11 protein-coding genes are annotated in these 16062 nt (G+C 61.2%); 4 read left to right on the top strand and 7 right to left on the bottom strand.

Annotation, left to right across the window (positions count from 1 at the left end):
- Window positions 1–91: 91 nt before the first annotated feature.
- From AAAV21_RS03625 to AAAV21_RS03595, 7 genes are all read right to left on the bottom strand, one after another.
- Window positions 92–4873: an acyl-CoA dehydratase activase-related protein gene (locus AAAV21_RS03625; RefSeq protein WP_349107552.1), complete on the bottom strand. Its 4782-nt coding sequence runs from the start codon at window positions 4871–4873 to the stop codon at window positions 92–94.
- A gap of 11 nt (window positions 4874–4884) precedes the next feature.
- Window positions 4885–5595, bottom strand: coding sequence for a TetR-like C-terminal domain-containing protein (locus AAAV21_RS03620; protein ID WP_040358972.1), 711 nt, complete (start codon window positions 5593–5595; stop codon window positions 4885–4887).
- Between the two features lie 842 nt (window positions 5596–6437).
- Window positions 6438–7301, bottom strand: a complete 864-nt coding sequence (locus AAAV21_RS03615) for an HAD family hydrolase (RefSeq protein WP_349107550.1) — start codon at window positions 7299–7301, stop codon at window positions 6438–6440.
- Between the two features lie 78 nt (window positions 7302–7379).
- Window positions 7380–7718, bottom strand: coding sequence for a P-II family nitrogen regulator (locus tag AAAV21_RS03610; protein ID WP_099432138.1), 339 nt, complete (start codon window positions 7716–7718; stop codon window positions 7380–7382).
- A 207-nt stretch (window positions 7719–7925) separates the two neighbouring features.
- Window positions 7926–9203, bottom strand: coding sequence for an ammonium transporter (locus AAAV21_RS03605; RefSeq protein ID WP_349107547.1), 1278 nt, complete (start codon window positions 9201–9203; stop codon window positions 7926–7928).
- Window positions 9204–9401: 198 nt separating this feature from the next.
- Window positions 9402–10421 (bottom strand): putative ABC transporter permease, encoded by a 1020-nt coding sequence (locus AAAV21_RS03600; protein ID WP_349107545.1) that lies wholly within the window; start codon window positions 10419–10421, stop codon window positions 9402–9404.
- 3 nt (window positions 10422–10424) lie between these two features.
- Window positions 10425–10961 carry an HD domain-containing protein gene (locus AAAV21_RS03595; RefSeq protein WP_349107542.1) on the bottom strand — a complete coding sequence of 179 codons (537 nt, stop codon included), beginning with the start codon at window positions 10959–10961 and terminating at the stop codon, window positions 10425–10427.
- 228 nt (window positions 10962–11189) lie between these two features.
- Between AAAV21_RS03595 and AAAV21_RS03590 the strand changes: the two genes are divergently transcribed.
- From AAAV21_RS03590 to AAAV21_RS03575, 4 genes are all read left to right on the top strand, one after another.
- Window positions 11190–12971: a 1-deoxy-D-xylulose-5-phosphate synthase gene (locus tag AAAV21_RS03590; protein ID WP_349107541.1), complete on the top strand. Its 1782-nt coding sequence runs from the start codon at window positions 11190–11192 to the stop codon at window positions 12969–12971.
- 454 nt (window positions 12972–13425) lie between these two features.
- The gene (locus AAAV21_RS03585; RefSeq protein WP_349107539.1) at window positions 13426–14418 is read left to right on the top strand and encodes a glutamate ABC transporter substrate-binding protein; all 993 of its coding nucleotides are present in this window, start codon (window positions 13426–13428) and stop codon (window positions 14416–14418) included.
- 139 nt (window positions 14419–14557) lie between these two features.
- Entirely contained in the window at window positions 14558–15217 is a 660-nt protein-coding gene (locus tag AAAV21_RS03580; RefSeq protein ID WP_161115084.1) for an ABC transporter permease subunit, read from the top strand.
- A complete protein-coding gene (locus AAAV21_RS03575) occupies window positions 15214–16047 on the top strand; it encodes an amino acid ABC transporter permease (protein ID WP_349107537.1) in 834 nt (277 codons plus the stop codon). The genes AAAV21_RS03580 and AAAV21_RS03575 overlap by 4 nt, the downstream gene beginning before the upstream one ends.
- Window positions 16048–16062 lie beyond the last annotated feature (15 nt).

Below are 16062 nucleotides of genomic sequence, written 5' to 3'. Positions count from 1 at the left end.
CACTATTTACGCAACATATGTGCAATAAAAACGGGTGGTAGCCGGTACGGCTGCCACCCGTTTGTCCCATATCTAGCCCATAGCAGGCCAGTTACTTCTTAATGCCGCGTCCCAGGCGCTCAGCGACCGACGCCACGGCCTCCTCGCTGGCCGGTCCGCAGCTCACGCAGCCGTCGTGAGCACGCATCTGGCCGGTGACCTCGTCCATCGCGAGCGGCGCCACCTTCTCGAGCTTAAAGCCCTTGCCGGCGCGCATGTTCTCCTTGGCCACGCTGATCATAAGCTTAATACGGTTGAGCTGGTTGACCTCGGACGCGCCGGGGTCGTAGTCCACCGCGACGATGTTGCTCTCGGGATGCTGGCGGCGCAGCTCCTTGATCACGGCCTTGCCCACCACGTGGTTGGGCAGGCAGGCGAAGGGCTGCGTGCAGATGATGTTGGGCGCGCCATGATCGATCAGGTCGAGCATCTCGGCCGTGAGCAGCCAGCCCTCGCCCATGTTGTTGCACACCGAAAGCACCGTGCGGGCCTTGTCGGCCATGGTGCCGATGCGCTCGGGTGCCTCGAAGCGGCGGGACTTCTCGAGCATCTCCTCCACCGGCGTGCGCATCCAGTCCACAAGCTTGATGAGCGCTTGCATGCCCGCGCGCGTGGTAGCAGAGCTTCCCAGCTCGTCTTTCTGCAGCTCGGCGTTGCTCATGGAGTACAGGAAGAAGTCGAGCAGGCCCGGTACCACGGCCTCGCAGCCTTCGCGCTCGATCACGTCGACCACGTGGTTGTTGGCCGTGGGGTGGAACTTGACCAGGATCTCACCGACCACGCCCACGCGTGGCTTGGTGCCCTCGCCCACAAGCGGCATGGTGTCGAACGCGCGGATGGCCTCGCGGCACAGCTTGGTGTAGTTATGCCTGTTGAACTTGGGTGCCAGCTTGCGAGCGCGCGCCATGTACTCTTCATAGAGCGCGTTGGCGGCACCAGGCGTGGCCTCGTACGGGCGGCAGCGGTAGAGCATCTGCATCATCACGTCGCCAAAGAGCACCGCGTAGACTGCCTGCTTAAGCAGCGCCGGCGTAATCTTAAAGCCGGGGTTGTCCTCGCCCAGCGCCACGGCCGAAAGCGAGATCACGGGGATCTCGGGGTGGCCACTCTCGCGCAGAGCCTTGCGAATGAGCGCGATGTAGTTGGTGGCACGGCAGCCGCCGCCGGTCTGGCTGATGACCACGGCCGTCTTGGACAGGTCGTACCGACCGCTCTCGATGGCCTCCATGATCTGGCCCGTCACCAGGATCGACGGATAGCAGATGTCATTGTTCACATAGCGCAGACCGGCCTCGACGGCATCGTGGTCGGTCGAGGGCAGCAGCTCAAGGTTGTAGCCGGCACCACGGAACACCTCTTTGACTAGGTCAAAGTGGATCGGCGCCATCTGCGGGCACAGGATGGTGTAGCCCTCGTCGCGCATCTGCTCGGTAAAGGGCACCTTGGGCCATGCGGTCGAAGCGCTCTCACGCTGCGCCTCGAACGTGTACTTGCGGCTCGCGAACGCGGGGGCATCCGTGGAGGGAGCCACCGGCGCGGCATCGCCCTGCTCGTAGGCCTCGCCCGCGGCCGTGGCCTCGGCCAAGCGCTCGGCCTCCTGGTCCTTAAGCGCGGCCATGAGCGAGCGGATGCGGATACGCGCGGCACCCAGGTTGGACACCTCGTCGATCTTGAGCACGGTGTAAATCTTGCCGCTGGCCTCCAGGATCTCCTGCACCTGGTCGGTGGTCAGAGCATCCAGACCGCAGCCGAAAGAGTTGAGCTGAATCAGGTCCAGGTCGTTGCGCATCGTCACAAAACGGGCGACGGCGTAGAGGCGGCTGTGGTACATCCACTGGTCGACGACGCGAATCGGACGCTCGGGCTTCACCAGATGCGCGAGCGAATCCTCGGTAAAGACCGCAAAGCCAAAGCTCGAGATAAGCTCGGGCAGGGCATGGTTGATCTCGGGGTCGTTATGGTAGGGGCGGCCGGCGAGCACGATGCCGTGACCACCGTGGTCCTCGACCCACTTAAGAGCCTCCTCGCCCATGGTCTGGATGTCCTCGTGGAAACGCGCATCGGCCTCAAAGGCAGCGTTGACGGCGGCATTGACCTCGGAGCGCGTGATCTTGGGTCCACGCACGCGACCACGACCAGCCTCGGCATCGGCCACGCGGTCGACGGCGAGCACCTGATACAGACGGCGCTTGAGCTCGGTCTTGTCGTGATAGGGCACAAACGGGTACAGGAACTCGATGTTCTGCTCGCGGATCTCATCAATGTTGAGCGCCAGCGCCGTGGGGTAGCTCATGACGATGGGGCAGTTGTAGCAGTTACCGGCCGTCGGATCCTCTTTGCGCTCCCAGCGCACGCACGGCATCCAGATGAAGTCGACGTCACGGTCGATAAGGTTCATCACGTGGCCGTGGCTCATCTTTGCCGGATAGCACACGCTCTCGGACGGCATGGACTCGATACCCGCCTGGTAGGTCTTTTTGCTCGACTGGTCGGACAGTTGCACGCTAAAGCCCAGGCGCGTAAAGAACGCGTGCCAGAAGGGGTAGTTCTCGTACATGTTGAGGGCGCGGGGGATGCCGACGGTGCCGCGCGGGGCCTCGTCGGGGCTCAGCACCTCGCGGTTAAACAGCAGCTCGTTTTTCTTTTTGAAGAGGTTGGGGGCCTCGGTCTTTTGCTTTTTGTGGCCGGCGCCCTTCTCGCAGCGGTTGCCGGTAATGAAGCGCCTGCCGCCGCCAAAATCGTTGACGGTAAGCTGGCAGTTGTTGGAGCAACGTCCGCAGCGGACGTGCTTTTGCGTCACGGTGAGGTGCGCGATGTCCTCGGCCGAAAGGATGGTCGAGGTGCCGTCGGCGCCGGCGCGATCGCGGGCGAGCAGGGCCGCACCGTAGGCGCCCATACAGCCGGCGATGTCGGGGCGCACGGCGTGAACACCGGTGAGCTGCTCAAACGCACGCAGCGTGGCGTCGGACATAAAGGTGCCGCCTTGGACGATCACCTGACTGCCGATCTCCTTGGGGTCGCGCAGCTTAATGACCTTGAACAGGGCATTCTTGATGACGGAATAAGACAGGCCGGCCGCAATGTCGCCCACCGTGGCGCCTTCCTTTTGCGCCTGCTTGACGCGCGAGTTCATAAAGACCGTGCAGCGGCTGCCCAGGTCGACGGGGGCCTTGGCATGGATGGCGGCATCGGCAAACGCGCGCACGTCCATGTTCATAGACACGGCGAAGCTCTCGATAAAGCTGCCGCAGCCCGACGAGCAGGCCTCGTTGAGCATGATGTGCTCGATGACGCCGTCCTTCACACGCAGGCACTTCATGTCCTGGCCGCCAATGTCCAGGATGAACTCGACGCCGGGCAGGAAAGCCTTGGCGCCGCGCAGGTGCGCGACGGTCTCGATCTCGCCGGAATCGGCCTTGAGGGCCTCGATGAGCAGCGCCTCGCCGTAGCCCGTGGTGGTCACGTGGCCGATGGTACAGCCCGCAGGGATGTGGTTATAGAAATCGGCCATGATGACCTTGGCCGTGCCCAGGATGTCGCCGTTGTTGTTGCCGTACCAGGTGTGCAGCAGCTGGCCGTCCTCGCCCACGAGCGCGGCCTTCATGGTGGTGGAACCGGCGTCGATGCCGATGAACACACGGCCGGTGTAGCCGTCGAGCTTGCCCTTGGGGACGACCTCGGTGTCGTGGCGACCCTTGAACTCGGCAAAGTCCTCGTCGGTGGCAAAGAGCGGGTCCAGGCGCTCGACCTCAGCACCCTGCGTGTCGCCTAAGCTGTCGATAGCCTCGATGAGCTGCGGGAACGTGCTGAGCTTGTTGGACTCGTGCGCCATGGCGGCGCCGCTCGCCACAAACAGGTGGGCGTTTTGGGGCACGATACGATGCTCCTCGTCCAGGTTGAGCGTGAGGTAGAAGCGGTGGCGCAGCTCGGAGAGATACCGCAGCGGGCCGCCCAGGAAGGCGACGTTGCCGCGAATGGGACGGCCGCACGCCAGGCCCGAGATGGTCTGGGTCACAACGGCCTGGAAGATGGAGGCGGCCACGTCTTCGGGGCGGGCGCCCTCGTTGAGGAGCGGCTGCACATCGGTCTTGGCAAAGACGCCGCAACGGCTAGCGATGGGATAGATGGTGGTGGCGTTGGCCGCGAGCTCGTTGAGGCCGCTCGCGTCGGTGTGCAGCAGGGTTGCCATCTGGTCGATGAACGCGCCCGTACCGCCGGCGCAGGTGCCGTTCATGCGCTGCTCGATGCCGTTGTCAAAGTAGATGATCTTGGCGTCCTCGCCGCCCAGCTCGATGGCGACATCGGTGGCCGGAATGAGGGTCTCGACGGCACGCTTGCTGGCGATGACCTCCTGGACAAACTCCAGCTCGAGCCACTGGGACAGCAGCAGACCGCCCGAGCCGGTAATGGCGCAGGTCATTTGGGCCGTCGGCAGTACAGTCGCGGCGCCCTCAAACAGGTCGCGGGCGCAGGCGCGGACATCGGTGTGATGGCGCTGGTACTTGGCGTAGACGATCTGGTTGTCGTCGTTGAGCACGGCAAGCTTGACGGTGGTGGAGCCCACGTCGATGCCCAGGTGCAGGTTGCCAGTAGCGTTCTCGGGGTTGAAGATCGCGCCTTCGGGGGCGTTGGCGGCGGCTACGGGCTCAGTGGCGGCTACGGGCTCGCTAGCGACGGACGTCTCTCCTGCCGCGTTCTTGGCATCGGCAACAGCCTCGGCAACTTTCTCGGCAGCAGCGGTCGCAGCCTTCTGCGCAGCGTCCACCACGGCGGGCGCGGCCTCGCGTGCGGCAGCGACCACACGGTCCTTGATGCCCTCGACGAGTTTGCTCATTGTCTCTCCTCTTAGTTGTTGGACTCGACGGTTGCGGCGGTGTCGGCCGCGTCCTCGAGCTGCAAGTTCAATAGCTTCATGCCGTATTCCGGCACGTTGATATCGATGGGTTGGCCATACAGGTCGCCGGGGCGCACAAAAGCGAGCACCGTCATAATGCGCGCCATGGCCTCAGGCGATTCGGTGAGCCCACGCTCAAACCAGCGCTGAATCATGCCGACCTCGGCGCTCACGACGTAGGTAACGTAGTAGTCAAAGAACGTGCCCAGCGCCAGGCCCAAAATGCCCGTCTGCGCACGCGGCACCACAGCCTCACGCGCGGTGTCGATAATCCTTTTAATGAAGGCCTGATCGCCGCCCGGACCCAGCAGCGCACCGATTAAGTCGCGGTTGGCCGCAAGATAACGCAGCAGCTCAACCGAACCGGGCGCCGGCTCGAGCTCATCGATGTTGTGATAGAGATCAGGCAGCTGAGCTGCGGTGATGAGCTCAATGCGCTCACGGATCTCGGCCAGCAAGCCGTCCTCGATTTGATTGATGAAGTCGGGGATATCGCGATAGTGCGAATAGAACGTGCGGCGCGTAAGGCCAGCACGCTCGGTGAGCGACGCGACATTAATGCGCGAAAGGTCGCCGCTTTCGGCAAGCTCGCTGGCAAGTGCCTGGCGAAGGGCACGCTGCGAGCGAAGGGACCGGCGATCGCATTTCTCGAGCTGGGACAAGCGTCCTCCTTGTTACTCAGCCTGTGCGCTATTGCACAGTGCGAGTATTATTGCACACCGTGTGCATCAACACGTAAAGGCAATATTTAGATTGTGGCAAAGGGGCAGTCCCTTTGTCCCTTTGTCCCAGCCTGAAGCGACATTGCCGATTGTCCAAAATGTCATTCGTGGGTAGAATAGTGTCGACGGCAGCCCAAGTTCTGGAAAGCTGGGCAGCGCCGTTGCTTGTTTTAGGGGGTCAACGCCTTAGCGGCGGCGACCCCTTCTGTTACGCTTCGAGCGTTGCTTGAGTGCCTCGGAAAGTCCGATAAGCGTCGTAAGAAGCGAGACCAATGCGGTCAGGAGCCTCACGAAATCAATCAAATCGGTCATGGGCATCACCTCCCATCAGATGGAGGGCGCTGCCCGGCACATGGAACTGCCGTCAACGATACCGATTCTATCAAAGCGCAGTTAGATATGCGAATGTTTGTTCGCATTTCAGAAGATCGGAGCTCGGGTATGGCGAAGGAGCAGTTCCTTTGCCATACCCGAGCTTGTCGCCGAGCTGCCAACTACATTTTTCGAGTTATTCGGCCACGCTACTGGTTTCTATAAATGCACCGCCGGGATTATCTGAGGGTTTTTGTCCTTATTTGAGCGTATACATGCCCATTTGCGCACTTACGTCACCGAATCAAACACCATTAGAGGCATGAATGTTCCCGAGAGGGCATCTTTAGCCATTTAACGACCTCCGACAGGCCGAATAACTCGAAATTTGTTGGTGGCGAAAGCGTAACAGTCCTATACGCCAAAAGCCGGTATCTCCCATGTGACAAAGGGACAATCCCTTTGTCACATTATTCGATGATGGTGCGGGAGTTCTGCTTATGCATGGTGGCGAGCATGTGTTTGGGGACGGCGTGGACCATGCAGCTGCCGATGGTCGCGCTCGCGGCGGCCTTAGCTGCATCGCTAGCGTTTTTGGTCGCGTAGCTGTGGCGGAAACGCTTGAGCATGGCGATGTCGTTGCCGCCGTCGCCGTAGACCGCGACCTCGTCCTCGGCAATACCGTAGTAGCCCGCCAGCCAGGCCACACTCTCGCCCTTGTTACATGCCACGTCCGTGATCTCGAACATCACCGGATCGAACGGCGCGTTGACCACACGGTCCGAGCGCTCGGCAAGATACGCCTTAAGGTCGCGCTCCAGCTCGGGCGAGGTCACGCGACAGTTGATCTTACACACATCGTGGCGCAAGATGTCGCCGATCGACTGGTCGAAATACTGCTCCTCGTGATAGCCGCCACGTGCACGCATGCCACGCATCACGATACGCTTGATGGGGCCGTCCTTTTTAAAGCCCGCCTGATGCATCTCGAACGATCCACTCGAGAACATGCCGTCGGGCGTGGAGCAGTCAAAGCAGATATCCGGAAACTCCTTGAGCAACTCCTCGGTAATCTGGGGGTCGATGGTCCAGGTCTTGAGCACCTCGCCATGGCTGTTGCGCACGATAGATCCGTTGGAGCAGCAGGCGTCAAGTGCCAGGCCCGTAAAGCCATGCTCGCCGATCGGCAGGGTCGAGCGTCCAGTCGCGGGAACCACATGTAGGTCAGCCTCGGTCAGCTCGCGAATGGCGCGACGAATGGTCCCGTCTGCCTCGTGCAGGGCGTTAAGCAGCGTTCCGTCTAAGTCGCTCGCGAACATCTTGATCATAGGCATGCCTCTCTTTCGTCTGAACGTTATTGTAGACGAGAATGGGCGCGCCCCAGGAGAGACGCGCCCAACAAGCAAGGTGTCTTACACCGCGGCGGGGCCGTGTTCGCCGGTGCGAATGCGGATGACTTCTTCGACCGGCTCAACCCAGATCTTGCCGTCTCCAACGGCACCGGTGCGAGCAGCGTTGCAGATGATGTCAACGATACCGTCAACATGCTCGTCGGCGCAGATGAGGGTGAACTGCACCTTAGGGATCGTGTTGACGAGCAACTCGTTGCCGCGCACGTATTCCTTCCAGCCATGCTGTGCGCCGCAGCCCTGCACCTGGTTGATAGTCATACCGCGAACATCAGCAGCAAACAGCGCGTCTTTGAGAACCTCAAGTTTTTCCTGACGGACGATAGCCGTGATCTTTTTCATAATGAATTCCTCTCAATAATCAACGTATCCCTTTACATGAGACGCGGGTTTCCCAGGTGCCGCAAACCAACCTCAGAAATCAAAAAATTCAACTGACTGGTCTTAGCAGGTTTCCCAAGTGCCGCAGATTGCCGTGAAAGAGGAGCGAAGCGTACTTAAGTACGTGAGCGACGATTGAACGGCAAGGTGCGGTGCTTGGGGAAGCTGCTAATCGAGTCCGGAGAAAGAAGGATAGGCGCTCTCGCCGTGTTGACTCGCATCCAAGCCCAGCGCCTCGTCGGCCTCGTCCACGCGCAGGCTGCCGTGGAACAGCACCTTGACCACCGCGGCAATCACCAAATCGAGCACCAATACGATAACGACCGTCACCACAATACCCAGGACCTGCGAGATGAGCAGCGATACGTCGCCCGTGTAGAACAGGCCACCCTTACCGGTCCACGAAAGTTCCGGCACGCAGAACAGGCCCGTGAGCACGCCGCCCAAGATACCGCCGACACCGTGGCAACCAAACGCATCGAGCGCATCGTCGTAGCCGAACTTGGTCTTAAGATGGCTGATGGCCAAGTAGCAGACGGGCGAGACGATCAGGCCCATGACCAGCGCCGCCCACGGCTCGACAAAGCCCGCGCCCGGCGTGACCACCACAAGGCCCGCGACCAAACCGGTGCTGGCACCCACCAGCGTGGGGCGACCGGTATGCACGCGCTCGACGGCAAGCCACGAGAGCATACCCGCCGCGCTGGCCGTCACGGTGTTGAGGATGGCGAGCGCCGCCACGGCGTCGGCCTTAAACTCGCTGCCGCCGTTAAAGCCAAACCAGCCAAACCAAAGCAGGCCGGCGCCCAGCGCCACAAACGGCACGTTATGCGGACGATAGCTCACCATGCCAAAGCCGCGACGACGGCCGAGCATTAAGCAGAGAATCAGGCCCGTAAGACCGGACGAGATGTGCACCACGTCGCCACCGGCAAAGTCGAGCGCGCCGATAATGTCGCCGATAAAGGAGCCATCGCCGCCCCAAACCATGTGGGCGAGCGGCGCATAGACCACGAGCAGCCAAATGCCCAGGAAGGCCGTCATGGCACCAAACTTAACGCGACCTGCCAGGCTGCCCGTGACGATGGCGGCCGTGATCATGGCAAATGCCATCTGGAAGGCGATGTTGATAATCTGAGGGTAGACGGCACCGTCCGCGGCATTGCTCTCGGCCGCCTGCAGCACTTGGTTGAGCACCGGCAGGCACAGCAGCTGGTCAAGGCCTCCAATAAACGGGCTGGAACCGTCGCCGCCGTAGGCCAGCGACCAGCCGGCAACAATCCACAGCACACCAACCAGGCCAATGGCGCCAAAGCACATAAGCATGGTGTTGATGACATTTTTGCGCCTGGACAGGCCGCCATAGAAAAACGCCAGACCCGGTGTCATTAAAAACACGAGCATGGTGCAGATGAGCATAAACGTTGTCGATCCCGTATCGTACATTCGCTCCCCCTTGGTCGCATGAACGTTGTCGGCGCCCATAATGCGGCCGAGGGGCAACTGGTGTAGACCAGATACGGCGTTGTTAAACGCTGCGTTGTCGAATGGAAACGGTGCCGCAATCTTGGAAACGGCGCGGCAACGGGCGCGAAACGAACGGGAAATACGCGAGCAAGGAAGCCGCAAACACGCCCGTCTCGGCTAGCGGCGGAACAGCTCGCGGGCTCGGTCGCGGAGGTCGGTAGCTCGGATGACGCCCTCGTAGCGATTGATGCGCAGACGCGGGAAGGCGTTAAAGAAGCGCAGGTCGCGACGACTGAGCGACACACTCGGCACCGGACGGCTCGCGCGCCTGCCGGCAAGGCGACGACTGAGCGACGGACGGGGCACGCTCGGCGCAGCATCGGCCACGCGGCGGGCGGCAAGCGCCAGGCCGCGAGCACCATCCGAAATAAACGTCGGCATCGAAGCCTTCTCACGCAGGGCATCGAGTGCCGCGTCGCCCAGCTCGGCCAGCCAAGCGTTAACGGCGCGACCGCGGATATGCGTCTGCGCCACCGAGTCGATCGCCGAATCGGGAATACGTTCGAGCATAGAGTCGGAGGCGTCGGCAAGCGACTCATTGATGCGGTCGGCAAGGTCGGCACGCACACGCTCAAGCTGATCGGACAGGCGGCGCCAGCTGGCCAACGAGCACACCGCATCGACCATCATCGCGACCGCGACGATAAAGGCGGACAGCCGCACAATCAGCACCGGCAGATGGCCAAGCAGCCCCAGCAATGCCGGCTCCACTAAACGGCAAATGCACAACGCACCCAAGCCAAACGCGCAGGCCCAGTACAGGCAGATGCGTCCGTGCAGGTTAAACGGCAGGTGCGAATAGTCCCAAAAGCGAGCGCCCGTTGTTTTTTCCAACAGCGCGCCGACGCTGTACTCAATCACGCTGCATACGAGCGCCGCGGCAACAAACTGGCTCGAGGCATCCGGAATCCCGCGCAGCAAAAGCCAGCAGGCTATACCGCCCACACCATAGATAGGGCAACACGGCCCTAGCAAAAAGCCGCTGTTGGCAAAGCGTCCGTGGTTGAGCATGGCGCAGACTGTCGACTCCCATACCCAGCCGCAAAAACCGTAGAAGGCAAACGAGAGTACCAGCGCCGAGAGCGGACAGGCGGCAAGCGTCGCGCCGTCAAATGCCATGTCGATCACGGTCCCCACCGTCTACCCTCTCCTCTTTTCGCTCGATTCGCTGCTCACGTCATCGTTCGCGCCGCCTTTGTGCCGCAGACGGCCGGCGACCGTCTCACGCAGCGCGCACCATTTATCGGCCAGGCATACAATCCAAGCCTCACGACACGTCGGCGGCACCGGCACCAGCGGAAACATATGACGCACGATGATATTCCGCTCGCGCGACGTCAGCTCAAAATCTTCCTCCGCACGCGCTAGGGCAAAAAATGGATGCCGAAATCCGTGCAGCCGATGGCTTGGATCGGGATCGTGCCAATCGTAGAGAAAGTAATCGTGCAGCAGGGCCCCGCGCAGCAGCGAGGCGCGGTCGATCGAAATGCCAGCACGGCCCAAGCGCTCGGCAAATGACAGACTTGCCCGCGCCACCGAGGTCACATGCGCATACACCGTCACATCGCCATGCTGGATAAACTCGCGCGTCAGGTCCAGACGGCCCGCCTGGGCAAGCTGACGGGCGGCATCGTCGACCTCGCGCGCGATTTTCTCGGCACGAACGGTATCGGACATGCTGCCTCCTTCCAGCGGCCCACGGCGACAAGCCACGGCCTGTGCACAATCGATAAAAACATCATGGAACACATCAGTATGGCATCGGACAAAACGTTTTGCCCCACCAGTTGGCGAATTACCGCGCCGCCGTCACATATCAAACGCCAAAATGTGCGAGACTGTCTTGTGCAATTGTGCCGGCCGAGGGAGCGCCGGCGCTCGATTCGCATGGAGTAACCCACAACGATGCTGCTTACGCAAACGACAACGCCCGAGGACGTCAAGGCTCTCGACCGCGCCGAGCTTCCGCTGCTCTGCGGCGAGATTCGCCAGGCAATCCTCGAAAGCTCCGCCGCCGTCGGCGGGCACGTTGCCCCCAACCTGGGCGTCGTTGAGCTTACGGTCGCGCTCCATCGCGTGTTTAACTCCCCCACCGACAAAATTGTCTTTGACGTGTCGCACCAGACCTATGCCCACAAGGCGCTGACGGGGCGCGCGTACACCTATATCGACCCGGCACGCTACGGCGAGGCTTCTGGCTTTGCCAATCCCGACGAGTCCGAGCACGACCTGTTCGCCATGGGCCATACCTCCACGTCGGTGAGCCTGGGCTGCGGCCTGGCACACGCTCGTGACCTGGCGGGCGATGCGTACAACGTCATCACCATCATTGGCGACGGCTCGCTTTCGGGCGGCTTGGCGTTTGAGGGCTTCAACAATGCCGCCGATCTCGACAGCAACCTGATCATCATCGTCAACGATAACGACCAGTCCATCGCCGAAAACCACGGTGGCCTGTATCGCAATCTGGCCGAACTGCGCGCCAGCAACGGCACCTGCGAGCGCAACGTTTTCCGCGCGATGGGACTCGACTACCGCTATCTGGACGCCGGCAACGATGTGTTGGCCCTGGTCGACGCGCTGCAGGAACTGCGCGATATCGATCATCCCATCGTGCTGCACGTCTCCACCGCAAAGGGCAAGGGCTTTGAGCCGGCCCAGAGCGACCCCGAGCGCTGGCACCACGTGGGTCCGTTTGACATGGCGACTGGGCGCAAGCTCTGCCCGGGCCATCCGAGCGAGCCTGCGCCGCGCACCTATGCCGACATTACGGGCGAGGCGCTCAGCGCCGCCATCGAGCGCGATTCACAGGTCGTGGGCATCACGGCCGCCACGCCCTATATCATGGGCTTTACACCCGAGCTTCGCGCTGCCGCCGGCAAACAGTTCGTCGACGTGGGCATTGCCGAGGAGCACGCCGTGACCTTTGCCACCGCGCTTGCGCGCTCGGGCGCCAAGCCGGTCCTTGGCGTGTACGGCACGTTTTTGCAGCGCGCCTACGACGAACTGTGGCACGACCTGTGCCTCAACGACGCCCCCGCAACCATCCTGGTATTTGGCGCGTCGATCTTTGGCACCACATCCGAGACGCACCTCTCGTTCTTTGATATTTCCATGCTGGGCGGTCTTCCCAACATGCACTACTTGGCGCCGGCCTGCATGGAGGAGTATCTGTCCATGCTGAGCTGGTCGCTCGATCACCGCGAGCATCCCGTGGCGATTCGCGTGCCGGGCATTGGCTTGGTAAGCCGCCCCGACTTGGCGCCTGCCGAGGACGCCGATTACGGCGCCGTTCGTTACAACGTGGTGCGCCAGGGTCGCGACGTGGCCGTGCTCGCGCTTGGCGATTTCTTTGAGCTGGGCGAGCGCGTGGCAAACCGCTTGGCTGCCGAGTACGACATCGAGGCCACGCTCGTCAACCCGCGCTATGCAACTGAGCTCGACCGTGAGTTCCTCGACAGCCTTGCCGCCGAATATCGCGTTGTCGTCACCCTCGAGGACGGCATCTTGGACGGCGGCTGGGGCGAGCGCGTGGCGTGCTACCTGGCCTGCACACCGCTGCGCACGCGCACCTTTGGTATCGCCAAGGGATTCCCCGACCGCTACGACCCCAACGAGCTGCTCTCCCAGAACGGCATGACGGTCGAAAACATGGCCGCCGAAGCCGTAAGACTACTCAACGAGTAAAAACCTCCGCAAGGGAAGCACCCCTGCGGAGGTTTTTATTTTCACAGCTCAATTATCTCAATCTGTAACATCTATGGCCCGAATTCCCGTCTACCTGTTACAGATCGAGACATTCAAATCCCCCTAAGGAGAAAATCTCGATCTGTAACAGTAAGAACCCATTTCCTCGTCTACCTGTTACAGATTGAGACATTCGAATTGCCCTGAAGAGAAAATCTCAATCTGTAACAGTTACTCGGCAAAAACGGCTGCAGATGTTACAGATTGAGACAAAACAGTAAGGCATGCCGCCGCACCAGCCCAAACCACCACAAAGGTGCCTGTCCCTATTTGGTAGGTAGAATAACCCATAAGGTAAGTATGTTTCTGAGTTATTTCGTGTTGACCCGTCTGAGCGCGATAGGGTATAACTCTACTCAACCGCTAGGGATTTTATTGAGAAAGGTGTTCTACCATGAGCAAAAACCTCTCCCAGCAGGTCGTTCTCGACCGCCGCGGCTTTGTCGCCGCCACCTTCGCAACCGTCGCCGGCCTTGGTCTTGCCGGCTGCTCTGACACCAGCGCCGAGGCCGACAAGGGCTCCGCCGCCGCCTCCAAGAGCTCCGAGGATACCGAAGTTTCCGCCACGCTCGATGCCAAGGCATTCGACAAGCTCGTCGACAACGGCCCCAAGGCCGACGATGACGCCATCGCCGCCAGCACCTGGGCCACGGCCGTCAAGGATGCCGGCGTCTTTAAGATCGGTGGCGTCCAGACCTCCACGCTCTTCTCCCTCCTCAACGAGAAGGACGGTCAGACCCGCGGCTTCGACGCCGGTATCGCACAGCTTCTGTCCAACTACATTCTGGGCGAGAACAAGGTCGAGATCACCCAGGTGACCTCGGACACGCGCGAGTCCGTCCTGCAGAACGGCCAGGTCGACGCCGTCTTTGCCACCTACACCATCACTGACGAGCGCAAGAAGCTCGTCTCCTTCGCCGGTCCCTACTACTACACCCAGCAGGCTATCCTGGTGCTCGCCGATAACGGCGACATCAAGAGCGTCGACGACCTGGCCGACAAGAACGTCGCCGTCCAGTCCGGCTCCAACGGCCCCGCCATTCTGGAGGAGTTCGCCCCCAAGGCCAGCCAGCAAGAGTTCAAGACCGACGAGGAGGCCCGCCAGGCACTCCAACAGGGCCGCGTTGACGCCTACGTCATCGATAACAACATGCAGCAGAGCGCCCTGGTCCGCGAGCCCGGTAAGTACAAGATCGCCGGCAAGCCCTTCGGCAGCAAGGAGCCCTATGGTATCGGCCTGCCGCTCGATTCCGACGGCGTCGCCTTTGTCAACGACTTCCTTAAGAAGATCGAGGACGACGGCACCTGGACCGAGCTGTGGCAGATCTGCATCGGCGACCGCACGGGTGACACCAATGTTCCCGAGCTGCCCGAGGTCGGCGCCTAGGCCATAGAGCCGAGCAACGGCCGTAACGAAACCATATGGAAACGCACGATGCGCTTTATTGCGGTAAACTGTTTCCTCACTGAGTTGTCGGGGCTTCCGTACACACGGGAGCCCCTTTCCTTACCGGCGGGAGGTCCGCATGAGTCTCTCCGAGCTCTGGTCGCTCTATGGCCAGAACTATATCGACGCGCTGCTAGCAACCTGGGGCATGGCGCTTGAGTCGTTTGCCATCGCCATGGTGCTGGCCGTCGCCGTCACCGTGATGCGCGTGTCGCCGCTCAAGCCGCTGCGCGTCTTTGGCGACCTGTATGTCCAGGTCTTCCGTAACATCCCCGGCATCGCGCTGCTCATTATCGTCGTCTACGCGCTGCCGCCGCTCAAGGTCGTCCTGCCCTACCGCACCTGCGTCATCGTCGCCACAGTGCTCTTGGGTTCTGCCTTTGGCTCCGAGAACTTTATGAGCGGCATCAACACCGTCGGTGTCGGCCAGGTGGAAGCCGCCCGCTCGCTGGGCATGAGCTTCAGCCGTATCCTCGCCAAGATCGTGATTCCGCAGGCGCTGCGCTCGAGCGTGCTGCCCATGACCAACCTCTTTATCGCCGTCATGCTCACCACCGCGCTCGGCAGCCAGGTGCCGCTTAAGCCGCAAGAGCTTACCGGCGTGGTGAGCTACATCAACACGCGCTCGCTCGGCGGCGTCGCCGCGTTCTTTATCTCGGCGCTCGGCTACCTGGGCACGGCCTTTGTGGTGAGCCACATTGGCAACTATATCGATAAGAAGGTGAGGATTCTCCGATGAGCAAGCACTCCTCTCCCGCGCTCACCATGCGCGATGCGCTCTACGAGGCTCCCGGCCCCAAGATGCGCGCCAAGATTCGCATCGGCACCGCCATCTCGCTTGTCGCCGTGGCCGCACTCGTTGCCCTCGTGTTGCAGCGCTTTTATGTGACCGGTCAGCTTTCGGTCCACTATTGGTATTTCTTTACGCACCTCACCACCTGGAAGTTCCTGCTTGCCGGCTTTGAGGGCACCGTTAAAGTCGCACTTACCGCTGGCGCTATCGCGCTGGTGCTGGGCTTAGCCCTCATGCTCGGCCGTATCAGCGACATCAAGCCACTGCAGCTGGTCTGCCGCGTACTCACCGATTTCTTCCGTGGCGTGCCGAGCCTTCTGTTCATCTACTTCTTCTTTTTGGTGCTGCCTCAATACAAGATCGCACTGCCGTCGTTTTGGATGCTCACGCTTCCCGTCGCGCTCGCCGCAGCCGGCGTGCTTGCCGAGATCTTCCGTGCCGGCGTCAACGCCGTGCCGCGCGGGCAGGTCGAGGCGGCCCAGGCACTCGGTCTCTCCAAGGCTAAAATCACCTTTAAAATTGTGTTGCCACAGGCTATTCGGTTTATCATTCCGTCGTTGATTTCGCAGCTTGTGGTCGTCGTCAAAGACACCACCGTCGCCTATGTGGTGAGCTACCCCGACCTCATGCAAAACGCCCGCGTGCTCATTACCAACTACGACGCCCTCGTGTCGGTCTACCTGGTCATCGCGGTCATCTATATCCTCATCAACGTCGCGATCAACAAGGCCGCTGTCTACGTTTCGCACAAGACCGGCGCGACCATCATCCGCTAACGCTTTACCATTTCG

The sequence above is a fragment of the Collinsella sp. CLA-AA-H302 genome (assembly GCF_040093305.1).
Classification (GTDB): Bacteria; Actinomycetota; Coriobacteriia; order Coriobacteriales; family Coriobacteriaceae; genus Collinsella.
This window is presented reverse-complemented; position numbering and strand designations above follow the sequence as displayed.

Excerpts from the sequence above, each read along its gene's own strand:
- AAAV21_RS03625 (WP_349107552.1), bottom strand. The coding sequence starts at position 4,873 with ATGAGCAAACTCGTCGAGGGCATCAAGGACCGTGTGGTCGCTGCCGCA.
- AAAV21_RS03615 (WP_349107550.1), bottom strand. The coding sequence starts at position 7,301 with ATGCCTATGATCAAGATGTTCGCGAGCGACTTAGACGGAACGCTGCTT.
- AAAV21_RS03610 (WP_099432138.1), bottom strand. The coding sequence starts at position 7,718 with ATGAAAAAGATCACGGCTATCGTCCGTCAGGAAAAACTTGAGGTTCTC.
- AAAV21_RS03605 (WP_349107547.1), bottom strand. The coding sequence starts at position 9,203 with ATGTACGATACGGGATCGACAACGTTTATGCTCATCTGCACCATGCTC.
- AAAV21_RS03595 (WP_349107542.1), bottom strand. The coding sequence starts at position 10,961 with ATGTCCGATACCGTTCGTGCCGAGAAAATCGCGCGCGAGGTCGACGAT.
- AAAV21_RS03590 (WP_349107541.1), top strand. The coding sequence starts at position 11,190 with ATGCTGCTTACGCAAACGACAACGCCCGAGGACGTCAAGGCTCTCGAC.
- AAAV21_RS03585 (WP_349107539.1), top strand. The coding sequence starts at position 13,426 with ATGAGCAAAAACCTCTCCCAGCAGGTCGTTCTCGACCGCCGCGGCTTT.
- AAAV21_RS03580 (WP_161115084.1), top strand. The coding sequence starts at position 14,558 with ATGAGTCTCTCCGAGCTCTGGTCGCTCTATGGCCAGAACTATATCGAC.
- AAAV21_RS03575 (WP_349107537.1), top strand. The coding sequence starts at position 15,214 with ATGAGCAAGCACTCCTCTCCCGCGCTCACCATGCGCGATGCGCTCTAC.